Below are 22,730 nucleotides of genomic sequence, written 5' to 3'. Positions count from 1 at the left end.
CTCATATCGATGAGCACATGGCTCGGCCGAGCCCGCTCTGGACCCGCTGCCGCGGAGTGGACAGGATGATCTGATGGAGAAACCCGCACGAAAGAAGCGCGACGGCCGCCAAGCTGTAACGAGTTCGGTCACGGCTGATCGTGAGGAAGGGCTGCTCGTGCGCGCCGCCTGGCTTGCTTACGTCGGTGACCTCACGCAGGCGCAAATTGCCAAGTCTCTTGGCCTGACCCGCCTTCGCGTCAACCGGATGCTGGCGCATGCGCGCCAGCGGGGGATCGTTCAGATTCGCATCAATTCGAAGGTGGCGAACTGCATCGAGCTGGAGCACCGGCTGCGGGACGCCTATGGTGTCTCGGATCCAATCGTGGTTCCGACACCACCCGATCCTGCGCTGGTGCCACAGGTCATCGCAGCCGCCGCCGGTGAGGCCCTGTCGCTCAGAATCCGCGACGGGATATCGGTGGGCGTGGGATGGGGACGGACGCTCCAGCTTAGTCTGCGGTCAGTGACCGTACGCCCGGTCAAAGGAATGTCGGTCGTTTCCCTGCTTGGTGGGCTCACGCGCGGATCGGCGATCAACATCTATGAGATCGCTTCGCGGCTCGCGGCGCTTTTCGATGCGGAATGCTTCTACATCGCAGCACCGGTGTTCACGGACACGGAGGCCACGCGCGATCTGCTTATGCGCCAGTCCATTCTGGAAGACGCCTTCACCCATGCCCGCGACGTTGACGCCGCTTTCGTTTCGGTGGGCGCGGTGCACAAGGACGCCACCATCTTTCGGATCGGACTGGTAGGCGATGATGATCTCAAATCGCTCCGCGAAGCGGGAGCCGTCGGCGATATTTGCGGCCACTGGATCGGCGCCGACGGACAACTCGTCGATCACCCGCTGAACAATCGCGTTATCGGCCTCGCGCCGGAACATCTGCGCGACATCGACACTGTGATCGTCCCCTCCGGTGGCCTCGACAAGGTTCCGGTGCTGCGCGCCGTGTTGCGTCTGGGAGTCGTCGATGTGCTGATCACCGACGAGAAAACCGCTGAGGCGATCCTTGCGCAAAAGCCGTAGCGCAGACGGCGGGGAATTGTCTCGCACCTGAATGGCGCCAAGCTGGACCGCGCGATATCTGCCGTGCCTGCGCAAAACGGATAACGCTCATGCCTTTTGGCGCTGGTGCGCATCGCGTCATCGCTCCGCGAAGACGCGGCTGAGCAAAACAGCGTGTCGCCCGTTGAAGTGGAGGTGCCGGTCAGTGATATTTCAATCGGCGCACCCCATATGAGCGGAAAGAGCGTCGTAAGGATTGGCCTATGATTTCGCGTTGGGGACGGTTTGCAGTTTTGTTCGCCGGATTGTTCCTGGCATTTTCCATGGTCGCTGTGGATCACGCCGATGCGCGCCGTGGCGGCAGCTTCGGCAGTCGCGGCATGCGCACTTTCCAGCCGGTCCCGCCGACCAGAGTCGCGCCGCAACCGGCCGCACCGGTCGAGCGCTCGATGACGCCTAATGCGGCAACGAACAATGCGGCCCGTCAGCCGCAGGCATTCCAGCGCCCCGGCTTCTTCAACGGCCTCGGCGGATCAATGATGCGGGGGCTGCTTCTCGGCGGTTTGATCGGCGTTCTTCTGGGCCACGGTTTCGGCGGCTTGGCCGGCATGTTGGGTCTTTTGCTCCAAGTACTGCTGATCGGCGGCGTGATCATGCTGGCGATCCGCTTTTTCCGCTCGCAATCGGCATACAACCCAGCGCCCGCTACGGCCGGTGCCTCGCGGGGCATCGGGACCTTTGGGCGAAACGCAGCAGCTGGGCCCGAGCCGAGCAACGCTACAGCTTTCCCCATTCCAGGCATCGGGTCAGGATTTGGCGGAACGAGCCAAGGCAATCCTTCCCAAGCCAGTGCCGATGAGATCGCACTCACGCAAGCCGACCTCGACACGTTCCAGCAACGGCTGACGGAAGTTCAGGAGGCATTCGGGCGCGAAGATCATGCTGCTTTGCGCCGGTTGGCGACGCCCGAGATGGTCTCCTATCTGTCCGAGGAACTTGCCGACAATGCCAAAAAGGGCGTCAGGAACGACGTGTCGGACGTCAACCTATTGGAGGCCGATATTGCGGAAAGTTGGCGGGAGGGTGACCGCGACTACGCGACGGCTGCTTTGCGCTATGAGTCTCGCGACGTAACCCGCGATCGCATCAGCGGCAAGATCGTTGAGGGTCAAGCCGATCGGCCGACGGAGACAATCGAACTGTGGACCTTTGCGCGCCAGAACGGCGCTGAGTGGAAGCTCGCCGCGATCCAGCAGCCTGGCTGATGTGCTGGCCTGATCGAATGGCTGCCAGGAGACTTGTCCAGTTTTGCCAGCTGCGCGCTTGAAGGCCGGTCAGCCGAGGTGAAGCAGCGAGCTCTATCGGCCCAGCGGCAGCTTCGAAGTCGAAAGCAGTTCGGCCTCATCCATCACTCCGGCCGTAATTTGCAATGATGCGACGCGAGCGCTTCATGCTCTATTGGGCTAGATGTCAGCGGCTTTCTGGCCGCGTCTTACGGAACCGTTGGCAACGCGATCGTCGGCAATGTCGATGTGCGCTCCACCACCTTCGTCGCGGCGTTCGGTTAGAGCCCACCCTGCCTCATGTTCGAGGTTTGGAAGCGTCGGCACTGCGCGAGCTTCTTTCAAAAAAATGGTAGGGCCCGCCGCCAAGCGCGAAGCCATCGTGCATCTGCAGGCCACAATGGGAGTGTCGGAGCGGCGGGCCTGTTCCTCTGGCGGCCATCGAGGCGTCGTTAGCCGCACTTTCCGCGCACCCCTGTGCGCCGCCACCAATCTCGCGTAGACATGCCTGCCGGCATCCGGCGCTGCGACGTGAGAACCTCATGCGAATCCTGTTGCCTGTGTTCTTCCTCTGCCTGACCAGCCTGTCGCCCGCCCGAGCCGCGTCGGGCGATTGCGGCGATGCCGCCGCCCTGGTGCAGCAGGCCTATCCCAAGGCCCAAAAGAGCGCCGACGGCGCGTCGTTCACGCTTGTACCCCATACGAGCATCGCCTCAACGCTCCCGGAGAGCGATGCGCCATTCGGCCTGGCCTGCAAGATCTGGCCGGCTCATGACGACCTGCTTTTGGTCGCGGTACCGCTGATCGACAGTGCTAACGGCGACCACCTGCATGTCGGTGACATCGAGCTACTGGTGGTCGATAGAAAGAGCCTGCGGGTGCGCCAGCGCCTGCTCCAGCCTGGACTGATGACCGATGATGCCATCGCGATCCGTAAGGTGGAATTCGACACCGGCCGCTATGCACTGGCCCCTGAGGTCACCGCCTTCGGCCTGCGCATCGAAATGGCAAACCATTCGCAGGCTACTCCCTTCACTGAAACCGACCTGCGGCTCTATACCGTCGCCAGCGATGCGCTGCGCTTGGTGCTCGACGGCCTCGTGGTGGCTGGCCATGGCGGCGAAGGCGATGCCAGTTGCGCTGGATCGTTTCATTCCAGCCAGGTCAGCCTGGCGATGAGCCCGGCGCGCCACCACGGCTATCGAGACATCATTGCGGTCGAGCGGTCGAATACCGACAATCCCTCCCCCGACCAGAATGGCGAATGCCAGTCCCATCCCGGCAAGCCTGTGAAGCGGACCTACCGGCTGCGCTATGACGGCAGCCGCTACGTGGTTCCCGCGGCACTCAAGGTGATGGGGTTGTGACGCCGCCGCACACGTCCCTGCCTTGGTTCGTCAATGGGATCAATTCCAGTTGAAAGGGTATCGACCGTTAATTCTCTCGTGGTAGGAGCCGCTCAAGGGGGCTCTTCCCAAAGGAGCTGATGATTTGTGGTGGTCAAGATTCAAAAGGGGTTTTGCAGGAACGTGGGACGACAGACTTGACGGGCTATTCTCCGCAAAGGTCGACTACGCCGGAAAATCCATTCTCGATGTTGGCTGCAATATGGGGGTTGTCGCCTATGAGATATCCAAGCTGAAACCCAGTTCGATCCATGGGATCGACATTGCCAAGCCGCATATCGAGACTGCAAAGATGTTGTTGAGCGGCTCCCCGGTACATGCCCGGTTCGATCGCCTGAATCTTGGCAGCCGGCGCCTCGGCAATATCCTTCTACCGAAATACGATATCGTCCTGCTGCTGGCCGTCTATCAGCACATGCAGCGCAACATCGGCCCAGGCAAGGCGCGAAGGGTGCTTTCCAATATTGTGAGGCGCACCTCAAACGTCGTTGCCCGCGTTCCGCCTGGAACGGATGGCGAATTCATCGAAACGCTTTCTGACGAGGGGTTCCAGGTCAAGAGCACTCACACATCGCCCCTTGGTAGTCATGTGCTCGTGCTTGAGAAACCTGCCTTCGGAAATCGACAGCCATAGAGATTTCGCATCGCCAGTGGCAATCTGCCCCACTAACATCCCATGTGTCAGCAGCGGCACAGACCCGCTGCTGGCTGCAACTCAGCGCGTTGGGCGCCGATTCGCCGGGAGAACATCTCGCGGCTGGACTTCGCGCCAATGCCGTTGACGTTGGAGAGTCGCGGCTGCGGTGTTCTCTGCCGCTGCCTTGACAGACAGGATGCCCCCGTTGGCGTAGGTGACGAATTTGGCCGCCATGGCGAGAGCATCGCCGTCCCGCCTGGGGTCAGCGCGCCGCCGGTGTCGAAATTCAGCCATATGCGCTATCAGCTCGCAGGCGCCCGTCCAGCGCTCTGGCTCAGGGCGCCGGGCGAGTGAACAGGGTTCGGAATAGCTCCTCAGCACGCCGCAGTCCTACATCTGTCAGAACCACTGACTTCGCCTTGTTTGCCGGATTCGCGATCAGCCCCTTCTGGTGCAAGCGATCCAGAGCATTCCAATCCAACCCCTTCCAGGCGCGCCTCTCTTCATGCAGCGTCAGCCAAAGCAGGCCCATAACGGCATCGTCGATCTTGTCGGTGTCGATCTCCATGCAAGCAGTTTAACACGCGAAAGCGCCGCTGCCACGATCCACACCGTAGGGTTATTCCTCGCAACGGTTCGACCGAGAATAAATGTTTCACCGAGGCGTCGCATGCGCGACGGTGTCATTTGGGGGGACGAGCCGGGATGGGATCCGAGTTCATCATGGTGGCTAAGCGGCCGTGGCAGCCCTTGCCACTGGCAAATGAAATGCGGATTGGCGAAATCCTCGCCGTCGCTCTGGTTGCGCTGCAGGCGAGCGGCTGACCGTCCAGCGTGCGCGTCATGCTGCCGGCAGCGCGCAGTACCGCGTCACCCCGCCGCGGTGTCCCATTCCATAATGCGACCGAAGCGCGGACACGTTTCGCGGGACGCTTTCTTTTCCGACGTGCTCTCCGACCGAAGTCTCGACCTTGCTAGAGGTGAATTTTTGACCCCTGAGCGGTTATCTCGGAGCGCATTCCGGCCACAACCGACGTTGCGACATCCCTTCACTGATTCACTGTCCGTCTGCGGCAGAATGCGAAATCCGCTGTGAGCGTCGGGGCTTAACAACAACCGCTCAAGGTCGGTCCGACTTGCAGGGCTGACGTGTTTTCATCGAGCCAAGACTGACTCTGGTACCGTGCCGGGAATGAGCTATAGTTCACATACTAAGACGGCCGGGCGCTTGCACAATGGCTGGACTGGGCGAACAGATTGCGCGTCAGCAGCGCACCATGGGACCGCTCCTGGTGGCGGCAGTGGTCATCGGCCTTATCGGTCTGCCCGTCGCAGCCTGGCTCGACCTCCGAGACCTATCGGAACGGATGCTGCGCAGGCAAGCCAGCGAAATCAGCCGCATCATCGACGAAATGCGCGGATTCTACGGCAGCGACGTCGTGGGACGCGTGCTGCAAGCAAACGGCGCCGTGACTGCGACGCACAACTACCGGGACGTGCCGGGTGCGATCCCTATTCCAGCAACCCTCTCGATTGAACTCGGCAAGCGCATCAGCGTTCACGACGGGTCCGTCAAATATCGGTTCGTCTCGGATCTGCCCTTCAAAGGTCGCGCCCCCCACCAGCTCGATGTATTCGAGCGGAATGCAATCTTGGCTTTGCGCGCCAACCCGAAGGAGCCGATCATCGAAGTCTCGGGTTCACTGTTTGACCGGCAGGTCCGCGCCGCGGCCCCTGTTGTAATGGGACAAGTCTGCGTGACCTGCCATAACTCACACCCGGACAGCCCCAAGACGGATTGGAAGGTAGGGGATGTCCGAGGGATCCAGGAGATATCAGTCAATCAGCCTATCGCTGCGAACATCCTCACTTTCAAGTATCTGCTCGTATATTTCGCCTTCGCGGCGGCGGCGGGCCTGACGTTCATTCTCCTGCAGCGTCGGCAGTCCGCGTTGATTCAGGGCATCAACAAGGAGCTTTCGGAGGCAAACGACTTCCTGGCCGCGATTTCATTCAAGATCGCCAAATACCTTTCGCCTCAAATCTACAAAAGCATCTTCAGCGGCCAGAAGGACGTCACCATCGCGACCGAGCGCAAGAAGCTCACGATCTTTTTCTCCGACGTCAAGGATTTCACCGCGATCGTGGAACGGCTCCAGCCCGAGGACCTGACGCTTCTCCTCAATGAGTACTTCACCGAGATGTCGGCGATCGCCCTCAAACACGGCGGCACTGTGGACAAGTTCATCGGCGACGCGCTTCTTGTGTTCTTCGGCGACCCCGAGACGCAAGGCGTCGAGGAAGACGCGAGAGCCTGCTTGCGCATGGCTGTCGACATGCAGCGTCGGGTGGAGCAGTTGAACAGGGTGTGGCATGACCGCGGAGTTGAACGGCCCTTCCGAGCTCGCATGGGCATCAACACGGGCTATTGCAATGTTGGGAACTTCGGTTCCGACGATCGGATGGACTACACGATCATTGGGGCCGAAGCGAACTTGGCGGCCCGGCTGCAGTCGATTGCCGAGCCCGGCGGCATCTGCCTCAGCTATGAGACTTACGCGCTCGTGCGCGACCTTGTCCGGGCGCGTCCGTTGGCACCGATTGCGATGAAGGGGATTAGCCGGGAGGTTGTCCCCTACGAAGTCGAGGGCCTCCTGGGTGAACTGGCCCAGCGCCCTCAGGTCATCAGCGAGCACGCGACTGGCCTCGACTTGTTCCTCGATGTTGAGGCAATCGACGAGAATGGGGTCGAGCGGGCGAAGAAAAGACTTTCGGAGGCGCTCCTAGCCTTATCCATCCGAAGCAAGCCCGCCGCATTTTAGGGTCTTGAACGTGATGCAATCTGGACCGTGGCCAGCCACATAAGTCGGGTTCGAAGCCGCCCTCATGCGCCGCCGGTATTGACGCACCCGGCTGGTATCACGAAAAATACGACGAGGCCCGCAAGGACTTGATCATGACTGGTCGTGCCATGCTGCAGACGCCTTTAGCTTGATGTGGTCGCTGACGTCGCCCCCAGGCCGGATGGGGAGCGTTATCGTGGTGTTTACACGCCTCGGTCAGCACCTGAGATCGCGGTCATAAGTCACTGTAACACATTCGCTTTCACACATGGGGCTGGAACTGCGCTTACGTCGCGACAAGTCGTGCGAGAGGAACGCTGACAGGTCTGACGCGTTCCTTTGGTTGCGCAGTCATCGTCTAGCCAGATCCAGCCGCCTTGCCGCTGGCGATAAAATGCGGGTTGGCGAAATCCTCGTCGTCGCTCTGGTTGCGCTTGCCGTAGGCGAGCGGCTCACCATCCAGCGTGCGCGTCATGCCGCCGGCGGCGCGTAGCACCGCATCACCCGCGGCCGTATCCCACTCCATGGTGCGGCCGAAGCGCGGATAGATGTCCGCCTCGGCGCTGGCGAGGAGGCAGAATTTCAGCGATGAGCCGACTGAGACGATCTCGGCCGCGCCAAGCGCGCGGATATAGGCGTCGGTGTCCGGCGTGTTGTGGGACCGGCTGGCAACGACGGTCAGCGGCACCATACCGGCCCTCGCCGAAATCGGCTGGCGATCGACGATCTCATAGTCGTCATTGATCTCGATCGCTTCCGCTTTGCCCGGCCGGCCGGAAAAGAAGCGGCCGGTGCAAGGCGCGAAGACAACGCCGATCTCCGGCACGCCATGGCGAACCAGCGCGATGTTGACAGTGAAATCGGTCCTGCGGTTGACGAACTCCCTGGTGCCGTCGAGCGGATCTATCAGGAAGAAGGCGTCGCCGAGATCCGGCGCCATGATGCCGGCAGAGGCTTCCTCCTCTGCCACGCATGGAATCTCTGGAAATGCGGCGCGCAGCCCGGCAAGAATAATCTTCTCGCTCTCGCGGTCAGCCTCCGTCACCGGCGAACTGTCCAACTTGCTGTCGACCGCACAGCCGGCACGAAAGACGCGCATCACCTCGCGCCCTGCCGCCAAGGCAAGGTGCTCGAAGACGGCGAGCATTGCTTCGGCGTCAGATACCGCCGCCGCTGTCATATTGGTCTTCGGCAATGTCCCGCTCGTCGAGCCAGTGTTCCAGGGTGTCCACCATCTCCTCGGCCGATTTGCCGAGTGTCTTGAGATGAATTTCGGGTTTTTCCGGCACCTCATACGGTGAATCGACGCCGGTGAAATTCTTGATCTCGCCGTTCAACGCCCGCGCATAGAGGCCCTTCGGATCGCGCCTGGCACATTCCTCGAAAGGTGTGTCGACAAACACCTCGACGAATTCGCCATCGGCCATCAATTCGCGCGCCATGCGTCGCTCGGCGCTGAACGGCGAAATGAACGACACGATGACGATCAGCCCGGCGTCGGCCATCAGGCGCGCCACTTCGGCGACGCGGCGAATGTTCTCGACCCGATCGGCGTCGGTGAAGCCGAGATCGCGGTTGAGGCCGTGACGGACGTTGTCGCCATCCAGGATGTAGGTATGGCGCCCGGTGGCGAACAGCTTTTTCTCGAACAGATTGGCGATGGTCGACTTGCCCGAGCCTGACAGCCCGGTAAACCAGAACACCGCCGGCCGCTGGTTCTTCATATCGGCGCGGGCGCGCTTGCCGACATCGAGCGACTGCCAGTGGATGTTTTCGGCGCGACGCAGCGAATGCAGGATCATGCCGGCACCGACCGTGGCATTGGTGATGCGGTCGATCAGGATGAAGGCGCCAGTGGTGCGGTTCTCGGCAAACGGATCGAAGGCGATCGGCGACCGCGTCGAGATGTTGCAGATGCCGACTTCGTTCATTTCAAGCGACTTGGCCGCCTCATGGGCAAAGTCGTTGACGTTGACCCGGTACTTCAGGTCGGTGATGGTGGCGCTGGTCTGGTCGGTCTCGGTGCGCAAGATGTAGGAGCGGCCGGGCAGCAGCGCGTGTTCGTCGAACCAGACGATGTTGGCGGCGAACTGGTCGGCGACCTGCGGCCGCGCTGCCGGTGATACCAGCATATTGCCGCGAGAGACCTCGACCTCGTCGTCGAGGACAAGGGTGATGGCCTGGCCGGCGATAGCCTGCTGAAGGTCGCCGCCATGCGAGACGATGCGCCTGACACGGGAGGACTTGCCGGATTTCGCGACGACCACCTCGTCGCCCGGCGCAACCGATCCGGACGCTATGGTGCCGGCGAAGCCGCGGAAATCGAGATTGGGACGGTTCACATATTGGACGGGAAAGCGGAATGGCAATTCGACCGCGGCCTCGTCGACCGAGACGGTTTCGAGATGTTCGATCAGTGTCGGGCCGGAATACCAGTCCGTCCTATCGGAACGACCGGTAACGTTGTCGCCATAGCGGGCCGACATCGGAATGGGCACGATCGACTGGAAACCGAGCTCGCGTGAGAACTGGCCGTAATCCGCGACGATCCGCTCGAAAACCGCTTTGTCGAAGCCGACAAGGTCGATCTTGTTGACGGCGAGCACGATGTGGCGGATGCCAAGCAGCGAGGCGATGATCGAATGCCGCCTCGTCTGGCGCAGCACGCCCTGGCGGGCATCGATCAGCACGATGGCAAGATCGGCGGTGGATGCGCCCGTCGCCATGTTGCGGGTGTACTGTTCGTGGCCGGGCGTGTCGGCGACGATGAACTTGCGCTTTGGCGTGGCGAAGAAGCGATAGGCGACGTCGATAGTGATGCCTTGCTCGCGCTCGGCCTCGAGGCCGTCGACCAGCAGCGCGAAGTCGACGTCGTCGCCGGTGGTGCCGTGCTTGCGTGAATCGCGCTCGAGCGTGGCCAGCTGGTCCTCGAAAATCTGCTTGGTGTCGGAAAGCAGGCGCCCGATCAGCGTCGACTTGCCGTCGTCGACCGAACCGCAGGTCAGGAAGCGCAGCAGCGACTTTCGTTCCTGCGCCGCCAGATAGTCGCGGACGCCGTCGGTTGGGGCGAGACTCTTGGCCATGATGTGGCGCATGCTCAGAAATACCCCTCGCGCTTCTTCTTTTCCATCGAGCCGGCTTCGTCGCGGTCGATCAGGCGACCTTGCCGCTCGGACGTGCGCGCGGTGAGCATTTCGCCGACTATCGCCTCCAGAGTATCGGCGTCCGAGTCGATCGCGCCGGTCAGCGGATAGCAGCCGAGCGTGCGGAACCGCACCATCCGGTTCTCCACTGTTTCGCCGGGCCGCAGCTGCATGCGCTCATCATCCCTCAGGATAAGCATGCCATCGCGCTCGACGACCGGCCGCTCCTTGGCCAGATACAGCGGCACGATCGGGATGTCTTCCTGGAGAATGTACTGCCAGATGTCGAGCTCGGTCCAGTTCGACAACGGGAACACCCGGATCGATTCACCGGCAGCGATGCGGGTGTTGAAAATCTTCCACATCTCCGGCCGCTGGTTCTTCGGATCCCAGGCATGCTGGGCGTTGCGGAACGAGAAGATGCGCTCCTTGGCGCGCGACTTCTCCTCATCGCGTCGCGCACCGCCGAAAGCAGCGTCAAACCCGTATTTGTCGAGCGCCTGCCGCAGCGCCACCGTCTTCATCACATGCGTATGGGTGTTGGAGCCGTGGTCGAATGGGTTGATGTTGTCGCGCACGCCGTCTTCATTGACATGGACCAGGAGGTCGAAGCCGAGCTTTTGCTGCATCTGGTCGCGAAAGGCGATCATTTCGCGGAATTTCCAGGTCGTGTCGACATGGAGAAACGGAAAGGGCGGCTTGGCCGGATAAAATGCCTTCATCGCCAGGTGCATGAGCACGGACGAATCCTTGCCGACCGAATAGAGCATGACCGGCTTGGCAAAGGCTGCGGCCACCTCGCGAAAAATATGGATGGATTCGGCCTCAAGCCGCTGAAGGTGCGTAAGTGCGATGTTCATGGACTGTGAGCGTTCTTTCGTGCCATCCACAGAAGGGCCTGTATCATCAACGGGCGCGATCTTCAGCCGCCCCGTTCAAGCTGCACTTCTGGACAATCTATTTCTCGTGCGGGCGTTCTAGCAGATCGTTCCTGCCCAGAACAATGCAGGACAAGCCTGCAGCCGGATGGTTCGGGAATGAATTTTCCGTACGGCCAGCAAAATCGGGAAATTTCTGCTCAGCGACTAATTTCGCTGCGAGCGGCAGGAAAATATTGCCTAGGCTTGCAAAGCTGAGAGCCAGGAGCCTGCGGTCAGGGAGCTTGCCTGACAGTCGTCCGCCTCGTTCAGCCGGCGGCCAGCCGTGGCGAGAGGTCGCTAGGACGGCGTTCCGATGGGAACAAGTAGCTTGTCACCGTTGTGATCGATCTCGATCATCTCACTCTTACGGCTCGAGCGTTCCGCAAATCCTTTGTGGAAGATGATGGCATTCATATAGGCAAAGGTCATTGCCAGCGCCTCGGTTCGCAATGGGTAGTCGACCAGCGAGTGAATGAGAAGAAAAGATACCGAGAGGAATGCCGCTTTCTGCAGTGGGTCACGGCGAACCCTGGCCAATGCAGCTAGAAGCAATACGAAATAACCTACCATCAGCAGGATAGCCGGAACTCCCCCTTCGAAGGCTATTTCGAGGTAGTCATTGTGAGCATGATTCACGTACTGGCCGAAGATCATGCTCTCCCTTTCATATATCTGGTAGGCCTTTTGAAAATTCCCAAATCCAACACCTGTCGCCCAATTCTCCTTGATCCCCTCAATGGTAGTGCGGGCAAATTCTGCTCGCCCGAAAGCTGGATCGACGGCTTCTGCATCTATCTTGGTCCAAGCCCCAATCGTATAAATTGACAGTCCCACAAAAATCAGGAGGATACTAAGGCCACTCGCCCTGGACCTAGCTGTAAGGAAGATGACTGACAATACAGTGATCGCAAGTCCAATCAGAACGCCGGCACGGGAACCTGCTGCCAAAAGCAACAGCAAGAGTGCGACAAGCCCCAATGATCCAGACAAAATATTGCCGCGGAACACTCCATAGTAGATGAGGAATGGTATAGAAACAAAAAGCAGAGCTGAAAAGTGGTTCTGATTCGCAAAAAGCCCTGCATTGATCGTGAAAGGAAGCAGTCCTACTATAGCGATGTCATTGGAAAGCGAATATTGGATTGCTCCTGCCAATCCATTGCAGATGACGCCCATAAAGAAAAACGGAAGAAGAGCGATGACCTGCTCAATACGCAAACGCAATAATGCTAAAAAGAACGCCGCTGTGGCCAGCAGATAAAGCAGACATTCAACCGTCCGGCCGACCCCAAGGCTTATGAAGCGAAATCGGCTTTCTCCGACCCAAGGATTTCCGAGGAGCAGTTCCGGTCGTAACCCTTTGAATATGGCCGGCGGCAGTGGGACGATTTGCAAAACCGCCAACGCCACGGCGAAGATGAGCAACCATAGAATGGAACGCGGAATCCCTTGGCTATGACTTTGGGAAAAGACCGCTGTCGCTGAGATAATCGCGATGACCTGGATTAGAGTATCCGTGTAAAGGCCGCTTGCAGTACCGCCGCCGATGAGCAGCGATATGAACAAAACAAACCCAAGAAGGTATTTATCCCATTCTAGCGGTCGATCACTCAAGACGGATTTCTCTCAATGCTCAATTTATGCATTATCAATGTGCCGACATATCTAAATCGCCAGCTCTCGGCAATGGCGGCCGTCTGCAGCCTCAGCAACTGCAGAGGACACGAAGCCGGACCGACCGAAAAATTTTGGGCGAGCTTCTGACGATTGTAGGTGCCCTCCGGGATGTTCAAACGCGCTATTTCTCGCGGCGGGTCCACACACCTGACTGACCAAAACAATTCCTTCGGAAGCTTTAGGTTTCGTGCAGAGGCAACCAGGGAAATCTTGTAAGAACCAGGAGGCAGTTCAATGTATTGCTCGAGAGCAGTGCTCTTGACCGGCGTGTTCAAGAAGCGGACCGTCGCTCCACCCTCCCCTTGCACCGCATGATCGGAGGTGGCAAAGGTAATCTCCAGGCCCGATTGATCGCGAAGTTGCCAATTGAAAGGCCTGCCGCTCGCCACCGGCTTAAACGTCCCGTTGAAAATGTAGCCGCCCAACTTCCGCTCTTGATCAGAAAGGCTAAAAAGAAACAACCGGTAGGCCGATTCATATTCCTTTTGACGAATATAGCCGGTGATCACAGCAGACAGCTCGCTTGGCCTAGGAGGTGCGGGTGATGCGGTTAAATCGAGCAGCAACCGATTTGCTAAATCGAGCCTCTCGGGAGTTTTACTAAGAACGGCGAACAGATTAGCTCTCCACGGCGCCTCTGCCTGGATGGCCGTCAAAACGGCCTGATACCCATCGGGACTTGAGAGAATTTTTGGCATGCCCTCGGCGACAGCCGAAAACTGCTCCGGCCACCGTCGTAGTAATATGTCGATCTCGCCAACGGCCCCTGACACATCACCCGTTTCGACTGCGCGGCTGATGGATCTCTGCAGCGAGTGGATTTCTGTTTTGGACAGTTTTCGAGCTTGATCAAAGAGCTGGTAGGCCTCGTCTTTTTTGCCCTGCCGGTATTTGATCTCAGCGATCAGGCTGTAGAGACGCGCGTCAGCCAGATCGAAGGCGAGCGCGCCCCTAGCCCTGGCAAGCAAGGCATCAAGATCAGGAGCATTATCCGTGTCGTTCAGGTTGCGGGTGATCTCACCTATCAACGCGTCGACATTGAACGGGTCCAGCGCAATAGAAACGGCTGGCGTTTCCGTTTCAAGAAATCGACTTAGCCCGATCGAGGAAGCCACCAACACTAGAACGGATGCGACGAACCAAACGACTGAACGTCGGAGATTTTGCATAAGCGGGCTGGCTTGCTCCATCATCGACTCTGCCCTCAATCTTCGGAGTATTCGTGTCCGTGCCGTAGTTATAGTACTGGTAATTCATGTATTTGTAGGCGTAGTTATAGTCGAACTTGTTCACGGCAAACTTTGACATTGCGGCACCGACTACGTTCGCGCCAGCAGCCCGCAGGCGCTTCAACGCTGTCTTGGCCGACTTACGCGTCACCTGATTAGTGGATATGACCATCAATGTGCCCTCCGCGAGCCGGCTGAGAATGGGGGCATCCGAGAGGCCGACGACCGGGGGCGCGTCGATGATGACAAGGTCGAAGCGCTTGCCAAGATTGGTTATGATCAAAGCCATCTTCGGTGACGAGAGCAGATCCGCGGGGTTTGGGGGGATCGTTCCAGAGGTCAGAACAGTCACATTGGGATATTTCGTCGCCCTGAAGATGTTCGCCAGATCCTCTTTTCGGACGGTATTCGTTAACAGATTGCTCAGGCCGATTGTGTTGTCGAGACCAAACAGGCGATGAAGATTCGGTTTTCGGAGATCACCGTCGACGATGAGAACTCTTGCGCCAAGTGCGGCAAAATCCTGCCCGAGCTTGAACGACGAGGTCGACTTGCCCTCCGAAGGCTCCGAACTCGTGACAACTAGCGATCGTGGGGCGCCTTCCGCACCGGAAAATTGCAGCGATGTTCGAAGCGAACGATATGCCTCCGACAAGCCGGACTTCTGATCGGCAATGCTGGTTGCGAGTTCCCGGTCATCAACCAGGGGCAAGATGCCCAGCATCGCCAAACCTAGCTCCTTTTCAACCTGCTCGGGATTAGTGAAGGTGTTATTCAACAACTCGATGACATAAATGACCGATGCACTCAGAGCCAGGAAAAGAGCCAGTGCGATTGCAAGATTGATGCTCAAGCGCGGCGAATATGGGCTATCCGGCACGGCCGCGAAATCGACGATTGCAGCGCTTTGGGTCTTAAGCTCAGAGCTGACGCCAACCTCGTTCAACTTTGCAATGAGACTGTCATACTGCGACCGGTTCGAATCAACCTCGCGCTTGAGAATTGTGTACTTGATGTTCTTGTCGTTGAATATAACCTGTTGCTTTTCCAATTCAGCAAGTTTGCTCCTGAGGTCAGCTTCCTTGTTCTGCGCCTCCTGATATTTCAATCGCAGGGAGTCCGTTATGGCCAGGACGCCGTTGTTGTAGAGCCGCTGCAACTCCTTGATCTGCGATTGAAGCTGCTGCATTTCCGGAAAGCCGGGCTTGAGAATACCCAGCTTCTGCTGGTACTGGCTCGTCAAATCGGCCAGTTTTTCACTGAGTTTCTGCAGACCTCCGCTTTCCAGGACAGGGGCCAAACTTGACCCACGCCCCTTGTCTATCTGATCTACGACCCGCCCCGCATCGAGGCGGTCCTGGATCGCCGTGGCCAGCGCAGTGTTTAGTGCCTCGATGTTCGACCCTATCAGCGATTTGTCGTCGCCTGTTATTGTGATCCCCGCATCCTTGGCATAAGCAACCAGTTCCTCTTCGGATCTCTGAAGCTTCTGCTTCACCTGCAAGACCTGTTCCTGAATGAACTGCCGTGCCAAGTCGGAAGTCTCACTGGTCTGGTCGAGGCGTTGGTCAATGAAGCTTTGCGCGACCTGATTGGCTATATCACTTGCATATTTTGGCTTCTGATCAATGAAGGTAATCGACAGCAAGCTTGTGTTCGTGACCAGATTAACTGTGAGATCGTTCAGAATGCGCCTGATCGCGATTGCCTCACGCTCCTCCGGGGTTTTCTCCTCAACGGAAGGCGATTTGGAAATACCGAACGCGCGATAAAAGACGTTACCCAGAGAAAAATCCGGTGTGGGAAACAGGAAGTCCGGCTTCTCACTTAAACCCAGTTCAAATACTACACGCTGCGCCAGGGCGCGGCTTTTGAGCTTTTCACGAGCGGTGAGAAAAGCCCGTACATCGGTGTTCTCTGAAACCACCTCGATGTCTTGGAAAACCTTGGCGGAAGGGACCAGCACTTCCAACTGCGTTGTTGCCTGATATTTCGGCGTCTGCATCATGGTAATGATGGTGCCTGCAACAAGACCGGCTGCCGCCATCATGACCATCAGCCACCGATATTGGACAACATAATAGAGTAGCTTGAGCGGGTTGAAAGCCTGTTCCTGCTCGGAACTATCGTGCCCATAGGGGCTATAGTTTTGTGCACCGTCATAATAGAAATCGGCCGACAAGGCTTGGCCGTGTCCTGGACCTACGATTTGACGCTGCCTGTTTCGATCGAGCATTTTGCGAGTTGATCCTAGATTCGACTACGTTAACCGTCTACGGCCTAAATCCCAGGGATCACCGCAATCCGAGCGGCACTTGAGGCTATGCCGAGTGCGTCCTTGAGATTGCTGACAGCAATCTTCGATTTTGAGGTAAAGACCACAACCTTGTCACCGCCGTATATGCGTGGATTGCGGACTTTGCCGGCACGAATCGCCTCCACATTGTAATTTGCTACCAACGTGTTCGGGCCAATGTTGCGATAGACAAAAACTTTGGTTGCGTCTCCGATCGGAGTGAAGTTCCCGGCCAGGGCGATCGCATCGAGGAGGGAAGAGTTGCTCGACACCGGATAGATGCCTGCCTTATTGACCTCGCCGTCGACGGTTATGCGCTGTCCAATCGATTCCTTGACAAAGATCGTGACGTCGGGGGACTGGAGGTATTTGGCGCCGTAGGCTGTCTCAATCTCTTGCTCCAGCTGGCGGACCGTTTTTCCTGCCGCGGTAATGGTCCCGATAAGCGGAAGCGATATCTGGCCGCCGGCATCGACTTGAACCGTTCTGCTCAAATTGTCGACTTGGAATACATTTACCTCGAGTACATCGTTAGGGGACAAAGGCTGCTCGCTGCCGTTCTGCGTGTTTTGCGGCGCAGGCAAATCCTTTACCACCTGCAGAGCGCCGCCGCCCGAAAGTGGCGTTGATGATGATGTCAATTGCAGCGCATCCACCGAACTCGACGAAGATGTTGAGGAGGTGCTCGTGCACGCCGACATTGCGAGTGCCGCGAGCAAGACGAATACCGTGCCCAGATGACTTTTTGGGAAACGAAAAATGTCCATCACGCTGTCCCGCCCTTGAACAATCGGCCGAGTCCGCCAAAGCGGCCAGGATTGCTGGCGTTTGGTCCTTTCGGGCGCGCCTTTCCGACCGGCTCAATAGGCCGATTCGCTAATATTTGGCCTGGGCGTTTCAATACCATGTTGCGGGCCTCGTCCTCCCCACATCGCTTGGCAGCAGCTGCAACCGCCTGCGAAAGTCCGGGGCGGCGGCGCGTGGCGCTGTGAGTGTCTGATGCGATAATATCCACCCTGCCCTCGTCAATCAGCTTTTCCGAATAGTAAAGCGCCGTGCGTCCAAAAGCACCAACAATCGAGTCGGCCGTAAGCTGAATAAGGCAGCCCGCCGCGTTAAGCCTCTCGATAACGTCGTAATTCGTTTTGATCCAGGTCAACCGCTCAGGATGGGTAAGAATCGGAATGAACCCGGCATTTATGAGGCGTCGTGCAAGATCTTCCAACCGCGGCGGTAAAACATAATGCGGCGGTTCAAACAAAAAATAACGGGACTTGTTTAAAGTCGGCACATTGCCGGCCGCCAACCGGTCGGGAAGATCCGGCGCTATGTGAATATCGGCACCTACGCAAAGCGCAAGTGGTATGGCGGCGCGGCGGAGTTCCTGGTGCAGTTCTTGAACCGCCGGAACAATGTTCGATGTTCCGTTTTCGTATACGCCTGGCGTCACGTGCGGTGTGCACGCCATGTGGGTCGTTCCGTCAGCCACCGCCAGTCGAGCCATTTCCAGCGATTCAGCAAGGCTTGGTGAGCCGTCGTCAAGGCCTGGCAAGATATGGGAATGCAGATCGATCATTGGCGTTTATGACCAAGACGATGGCGTTTGTGACTGCGACAAAGCAATCGAGCATCGCCCGCGGCATAGCGAATGACGCATTTGTCAAGCTCAAGCAAGACAATGAATGCCGGGCCCCAGGTACTGGCCGATAGAGTTGTCACCCTCCGGGCCGACAACAGCGACGCCCGACACAATTGGCGCGAGGCAAAGCCCTATGCCTACGACGGCCAGCGCTACGCACATGCCGCCTCACCGGGATTGATCATCGCCGAATCTCGAGCCCGCAATTCGCACGACATGCTCCGAAGCAGAAGATGCGACGCGGTCATACTGTAAGGACCGCAGTAGACAGGCATCCGGGCCGCCTCCGACACATCGACAGCCTCAGACATCCGCACACCGCCTCAGGCTTGAGCACTCCGCCGGAACCGCAGCCCGACGGAGTAGTGCCACAAAGCAGGAAAACCGCGCAATTCGACAAAGCCGCATCTGCAGACAAGCAAGACGACCACGACTACGAAATGCAGCAGCGTACTTACCAGCTCGGCTAGTTACCTGCTGACGCCGTGATCTTTGTCCGCCGTTGCAGCCAGAACACCAGCCCCAAGAGCCATGCCGCCAAAAATGAAGAGCGGCGTGTTGTTGTTTGTGTTAGTATTGCCCGTCTGAGCGGTCTTCTCAGAACCCAGGACATTGAGGCAAATCTTATTCTCGACGCGAGAGATATCGAGCGTCGAATTCGCCGGGACGCTCAGATTGCAGCCACCGACCTGAACCGAAGCCGAGCCCTTGGCGCCAACGACGACACGGCTGCCGAAATCCAGCGCGCCGCCCGCTTGTGCCGGGCCGTAGCCAGCCACCTGCGAGATCATTACGTCGCCATTGACGCGACCGAGCGACCCAATCGGATTTACGCCCTGGTAGGCAGTTTCACAGGTGCATGACGTATCCTGCGCGAAAGACGACACCGGAGCGAGGCCAACCAAGGCAACAAATCCTGCTAACGCACTTTTAACAACAAGGTTCATCCGTTTCGATCCTTCTGTCCCACGTTACCTGAGGCCCGCCCAACCACCAAGGCATTGAAATTAGCGCGTAACAGCTTTTTGCGTCAATTCCAACTCATTTCGCAAATGCGAGATAATTTTTGGTTTCGGTGTGGTTGACAGAACACACCATTAGAGCATCGTAATGTATCCTCATTTAACCGCTGGGCGCAATAAATGGGCGTTGCTCAAGCTGGCAGTTCTCGTAGTTGCTGAAGTAACTATCGCTCCGCCGTTTCGCGCAGGACATGCAGTCGACCATGTTCCGAATCGTCCATCAAAGCAGGAGTTACGAGCCTGGCGTGCAAGACTTGTAGATCGAGCCCGCCTGCGCGGGCTGTCCGCACAGGATGCCGGACTCGACGAGCTTCGCAGCCAAATCGGTGCCGTCGGGAGTGAGGCATTGCACAACGAAGGCGTCACGGAATTTTGGCGCGACGGAGCCGTCGCAAGGTGTTCCTGTGCCGACAGGCTTGCACGTCAACACGATCCCTTGATAGTCCCGGCGCACTGCTTCCGTAACCATCGTGCGCATGGATTGAGGCTTGGTGAATGCGACGCCGCACAGCACGATCTTCCGGCCGGCGACCCGCAGATTGTCGATTGACGGGATATCTAGTCCGCCAGCAAAGGGCTGAAGCGCGACAGGAGGCTTTGGCGCCTGCGCACTCGACTTCCCCCTCTGGGCTGCGACAGCGGCAAGAAAGGCGACGCCGAATGCCAACGCTATCAACGCCAGCAAGCCAATCTTCTTATTTGACAAGATCTCCTCCATTTTGAGGTTTTCGCTCTACGGCCGCGGCGCTGCTGCTCTTTCTCAGTGCCAAGCTGACCAAACTGACTGGCAGACCTATAGAGCTTCGAATGGTGTTGAATGTCTGGGTACTTTGCTTGCTTTGACCCGTGGGATTCGCCTGCCTTTCGCATTGTATCATCGTCCGACTGGCAAGACCCGCCTTTTGGGCCAGCTGCTCTGTTAAAATTGCAGCGCAAGAGTAATTTTGAGCCACAAGCCCCACTCGTTATCTGAGAACGTACCGAAGGCACGTTATCTTAGGATGCTGCGATCGGCTCGGCGGGTCTGACCGACCTAATTTCTTGGCGCAAATAGCCCGGAGCTATGGCCAGCTCGCGACTCTGGGGCAGAAACAACGAAACAGCCGACTTTAACCCTCGTAACGAAGCCCAAGCTGAGCCAAGTCGTGTTGATGACGGCAGAAGCTATTGGAGCTAAGTGTCTTCACCCGATGCCTGCTCGTCGGGCTTCCGTGGCAGAGGCCCGTTGTCAAACTGAAACGCCGGCCCGGCAGGTGCCAATCGTTCACGGCTGAGTTCGCGCCATCGTTCCGGCAAATTTCTCGGATAGACGATCTGAATGGAACGAAGACTCTTTCTTGGCCTACTTAGCGGGGCGGCCTTGCCGAATCCTAATGCTGCGCAGCCCGTTAGTGAGATGCGTCATGATTTGTCAGTTCGAACCACGGCAGGGGCGCAAACGCCATCATTCGTCTCCCAAGCTGCAGCGGCGGCAGCTACGATAGCCGCGGCTGTCACATACATTCGGACTGAAGGTTATAAAACAGCGGGGGACGGCGGGGGAGCGCTCTACAAGAAAGTTGAGGCCGATCCCTTAAGCCAACGCAAATTCAGTTCTGCAGACGGAGCTTGGTGGGAGATCATTGGTTCCGATTTCAATGTCACGCAATTTGGTGCGTTAGGCGACGGCGAAACAGATGATAGGGCAGCTATCCAAGCGGCTTATGACACCGTGCCGGTCGGCGGCTGGCTTTATTTCGGGAAAGACAAGAACTACCGTATCAACTCGAAGTTGACGTTCAATCGATCCGTCAATGTCGATTTCGGCGGATCCACAGTCACGCTTAACAACTCGCTATTTCCTAACAACAGACATTTCGATCTTCTTTCAACGCTTGGCACGCAGGTGAACTGGACGGAGACGATCGGCGCTGGCGTAAGAACCTTTACTGTGACAAACAATCTTGCGGTAGGCGATGATGTACTGCTCAGACTTGGCACAGATCCGTACGACTTTCATGAAGGGCACTATATCCGCGTCTGCAAAGTGACTGCTGCGTCCCCCACCGAGTTCACGGTCGATGTCGTGACTCCCTATCAAATCAACGGAACGGGCCATTCTTTTCGGCCGGTGATAGTTGCGGTCTGCGGGATTACCATAAAAAACCTTGTGATCGACTATGTCGCTCTCACCACACCCGACGTGCATTGCTGGGTGGGTTACGTCCACGACTGCATTTTCGACAACATCCGCGCAGTGAAGGGCCGGATCATTATAAATTTCTTCAACAGCTATAATCTCATAGCCCGCAATGTGAATGCTTTTGTCGAACGCAAGGGTACGTCCAGTCACGGGCGTCTCTTCACTGGTTGGCAGATCGAAAATGTACTGATCGAGAATGTCAACGGTACAAGCGATGATCGTGGCTCGTGGTTCTTCTGGGAGAACTGGTGCAGAGGTGTCAAAATAATTAACACTGTCGTCCACGATAGCGACAATGTGACTTCGCAGCCGATCATCCATGTATCTGGCGGCTCATACGATGTTGAATTCGACGGCCTCACTGTCTACATGGGAAAGGCAAACGACATAGTAAACAGTGGAGGAACTCCATCTGACTACAGAATAAAACGACTACGAATGCTCTCGCGGCCGACTTTTGTGGACCTCTCACGTGTCGAGAGTTTCGCGGACGTTGTAGCCGGCGTGAGCTTCATGGCACCGAACGGCTCGGTTCGGAATTCTGTGAAAGGGATGATCGGTCCAAACGCATCGCGCTCCGTTTCGATTGGTAATGGTGTCTTGCGGCGACTATGGATCTACGTTGAGTCAATGGCGGACCTAACCAACGTGTATCTGGTCGACAGCGGCGCCGTATCTGTTTCGGTTTTGTCTGACCTCGGCGCAGGTCAGTGGAAAGAAATAGGCGCTGGCTCTAGCTACGGGATCCTCTCTGGGCGAAATGACCCGACCAACCCGGGAAAGTCAATTCACCTCGACACGGGCGCGTCTTTTCCGGCAAACCAGAAGTATAGCATCGTTGCTGAGTACTGGCCGATATCTGACGACGCCGCCACCTTCCAAATCGGGCTTGGTGTTGCACCGCTTACTGTGGCTGCGGCCACCGGAACTCTTCCGACCGCTAGCGGAAGAGTGACTATTGCTAATGCCGCCTCTCCTACCGTCGTGGAGCTCCTGGAATATTGTCGGGAGTTAGAAGCCAGACTCAATACGCAGCGGTCGTGAGCGCGCCCGCTCTGTCCTGACCGCAGGTTTGGAGGCGCGGCCCAGCGCGTAGCGGATCGCCTCGGCAAGCTTCGACTTGCCCGATAGCCTGGGCTCCCAAAGCGCAAAGATCGCGGCGACAACCGATTTGGACCTTTGGACTACGCAGTGTCCCAGGTGTCCAGGTACCAAGAACCGGCGCGCGTGATTGCACCTAACACGTAGCGATGCGGACGATCGCCCAATGACCGCAAACTCTGGCTCAGATTATGGCGGCCGAAACGTATCACCATATGGACACCTCGAAAAACCTGGCAATCGAGACCGCATTTTGATTCACTTCGCCTGGTGATTTGCACGGAGGCGTTGGATGCGAGGC

The 22,730-nt window shown here is 57.8% G+C and carries 17 protein-coding genes and 1 pseudogene; 7 read left to right on the top strand and 11 right to left on the bottom strand.

The genetic code is table 11. The annotated features are described in order from the left end of the window. Positions 1-73 precede the first annotated feature (73 nt). The 5 genes and pseudogenes from NKH42_RS25660 to NKH42_RS25640 all read left to right on the top strand — a co-directional run bounded on the left by NKH42_RS25660 (position 74) and on the right by NKH42_RS25640 (position 4,374). Positions 74-1,072: a sugar-binding transcriptional regulator gene (locus NKH42_RS25660; protein ID WP_352752817.1), complete on the top strand. Its 999-nt coding sequence runs from the start codon at positions 74-76 to the stop codon at positions 1,070-1,072. Between the two features lie 242 nt (positions 1,073-1,314). Beyond that, on the top strand, positions 1,315-2,316 hold the full coding sequence (locus NKH42_RS25655; protein WP_352752819.1) for a Tim44 domain-containing protein: 1,002 nt from the start codon (positions 1,315-1,317) through the stop codon (positions 2,314-2,316). Positions 2,317-2,645: 329 nt separating this feature from the next. Then, a pseudogene (locus NKH42_RS25650) lies at positions 2,646-2,761 on the top strand (IS3 family transposase); the annotation flags it as partial. Positions 2,762-2,876: 115 nt separating this feature from the next. Next, entirely contained in the window at positions 2,877-3,701 is an 825-nt protein-coding gene (locus NKH42_RS25645) for a PA3715 family protein (RefSeq protein WP_352752821.1), read from the top strand. A 124-nt stretch (positions 3,702-3,825) separates the two neighbouring features. Then, positions 3,826-4,374 (top strand): class I SAM-dependent methyltransferase, encoded by a 549-nt coding sequence (locus tag NKH42_RS25640; protein ID WP_352752823.1) that lies wholly within the window; start codon positions 3,826-3,828, stop codon positions 4,372-4,374. Between the two features lie 337 nt (positions 4,375-4,711). Here NKH42_RS25640 and NKH42_RS25635 read toward each other — a convergent pair whose 3' ends face one another. Next, a complete protein-coding gene (locus tag NKH42_RS25635; RefSeq protein WP_352752825.1) occupies positions 4,712-4,945 on the bottom strand; it encodes a DUF6429 family protein in 234 nt (77 codons plus the stop codon). Positions 4,946-5,612: 667 nt separating this feature from the next. Here NKH42_RS25635 and NKH42_RS25630 point away from each other — a divergent pair. Then, a complete protein-coding gene (locus tag NKH42_RS25630) occupies positions 5,613-7,199 on the top strand; it encodes an adenylate/guanylate cyclase domain-containing protein (RefSeq protein WP_352752827.1) in 1,587 nt (528 codons plus the stop codon). Between the two features lie 379 nt (positions 7,200-7,578). Here NKH42_RS25630 and cysQ read toward each other — a convergent pair whose 3' ends face one another. From cysQ to NKH42_RS25580, 10 genes are all read right to left on the bottom strand, one after another. Further along, a complete protein-coding gene (gene cysQ / locus NKH42_RS25625) occupies positions 7,579-8,367 on the bottom strand; it encodes a 3'(2'),5'-bisphosphate nucleotidase CysQ (protein ID WP_352753533.1) in 789 nt (262 codons plus the stop codon). Between the two features lie 10 nt (positions 8,368-8,377). Next, positions 8,378-10,315, bottom strand: coding sequence for a sulfate adenylyltransferase subunit CysN (gene cysN, locus NKH42_RS25620; protein WP_352690561.1), 1,938 nt, complete (start codon positions 10,313-10,315; stop codon positions 8,378-8,380). Between the two features lie 2 nt (positions 10,316-10,317). Then, positions 10,318-11,223: a sulfate adenylyltransferase subunit CysD gene (gene cysD / locus NKH42_RS25615; RefSeq protein WP_352690563.1), complete on the bottom strand. Its 906-nt coding sequence runs from the start codon at positions 11,221-11,223 to the stop codon at positions 10,318-10,320. A gap of 357 nt (positions 11,224-11,580) precedes the next feature. Then, positions 11,581-12,897, bottom strand: coding sequence for an O-antigen ligase family protein (locus NKH42_RS25610; RefSeq protein WP_352753532.1), 1,317 nt, complete (start codon positions 12,895-12,897; stop codon positions 11,581-11,583). Next, positions 12,894-14,075: a tetratricopeptide repeat protein gene (locus tag NKH42_RS25605; protein ID WP_352753530.1), complete on the bottom strand. Its 1,182-nt coding sequence runs from the start codon at positions 14,073-14,075 to the stop codon at positions 12,894-12,896. Before NKH42_RS25605 ends, NKH42_RS25610 begins: the two co-directional genes overlap by 4 nt. Continuing rightward, entirely contained in the window at positions 14,041-16,425 is a 2,385-nt protein-coding gene (locus NKH42_RS25600; protein WP_352753528.1) for a GumC family protein, read from the bottom strand. Before NKH42_RS25600 ends, NKH42_RS25605 begins: the two co-directional genes overlap by 35 nt. Before the next feature lie 44 nt (positions 16,426-16,469). Beyond that, complete coding sequence (locus NKH42_RS25595) at positions 16,470-17,252, bottom strand: polysaccharide biosynthesis/export family protein (protein WP_352753527.1); 783 nt, start codon at positions 17,250-17,252, stop codon at positions 16,470-16,472. Continuing rightward, positions 17,252-18,061: a tyrosine-protein phosphatase gene (locus tag NKH42_RS25590; protein ID WP_352974636.1), complete on the bottom strand. Its 810-nt coding sequence runs from the start codon at positions 18,059-18,061 to the stop codon at positions 17,252-17,254. The genes NKH42_RS25595 and NKH42_RS25590 overlap by 1 nt, the downstream gene beginning before the upstream one ends. A 533-nt stretch (positions 18,062-18,594) precedes the next feature. Continuing rightward, positions 18,595-19,071, bottom strand: coding sequence for a hypothetical protein (locus NKH42_RS25585; protein ID WP_352753524.1), 477 nt, complete (start codon positions 19,069-19,071; stop codon positions 18,595-18,597). 307 nt (positions 19,072-19,378) lie between these two features. After that, entirely contained in the window at positions 19,379-19,864 is a 486-nt protein-coding gene (locus NKH42_RS25580) for a hypothetical protein (RefSeq protein ID WP_352753522.1), read from the bottom strand. Between the two features lie 600 nt (positions 19,865-20,464). Here NKH42_RS25580 and NKH42_RS25575 point away from each other — a divergent pair. Further along, positions 20,465-22,372 carry a hypothetical protein gene (locus NKH42_RS25575; protein WP_352753521.1) on the top strand — a complete coding sequence of 636 codons (1,908 nt, stop codon included), beginning with the start codon at positions 20,465-20,467 and terminating at the stop codon, positions 22,370-22,372. Positions 22,373-22,730 lie beyond the last annotated feature (358 nt).

The organism is Mesorhizobium sp. M1142, assembly GCF_040318565.1.
Classification (GTDB): Bacteria; Pseudomonadota; Alphaproteobacteria; order Rhizobiales; family Rhizobiaceae; genus Mesorhizobium.
The sequence above is the reverse complement of the archived record's forward strand: the minus strand, read 5'-3'. Positions and strand labels throughout refer to the sequence as shown.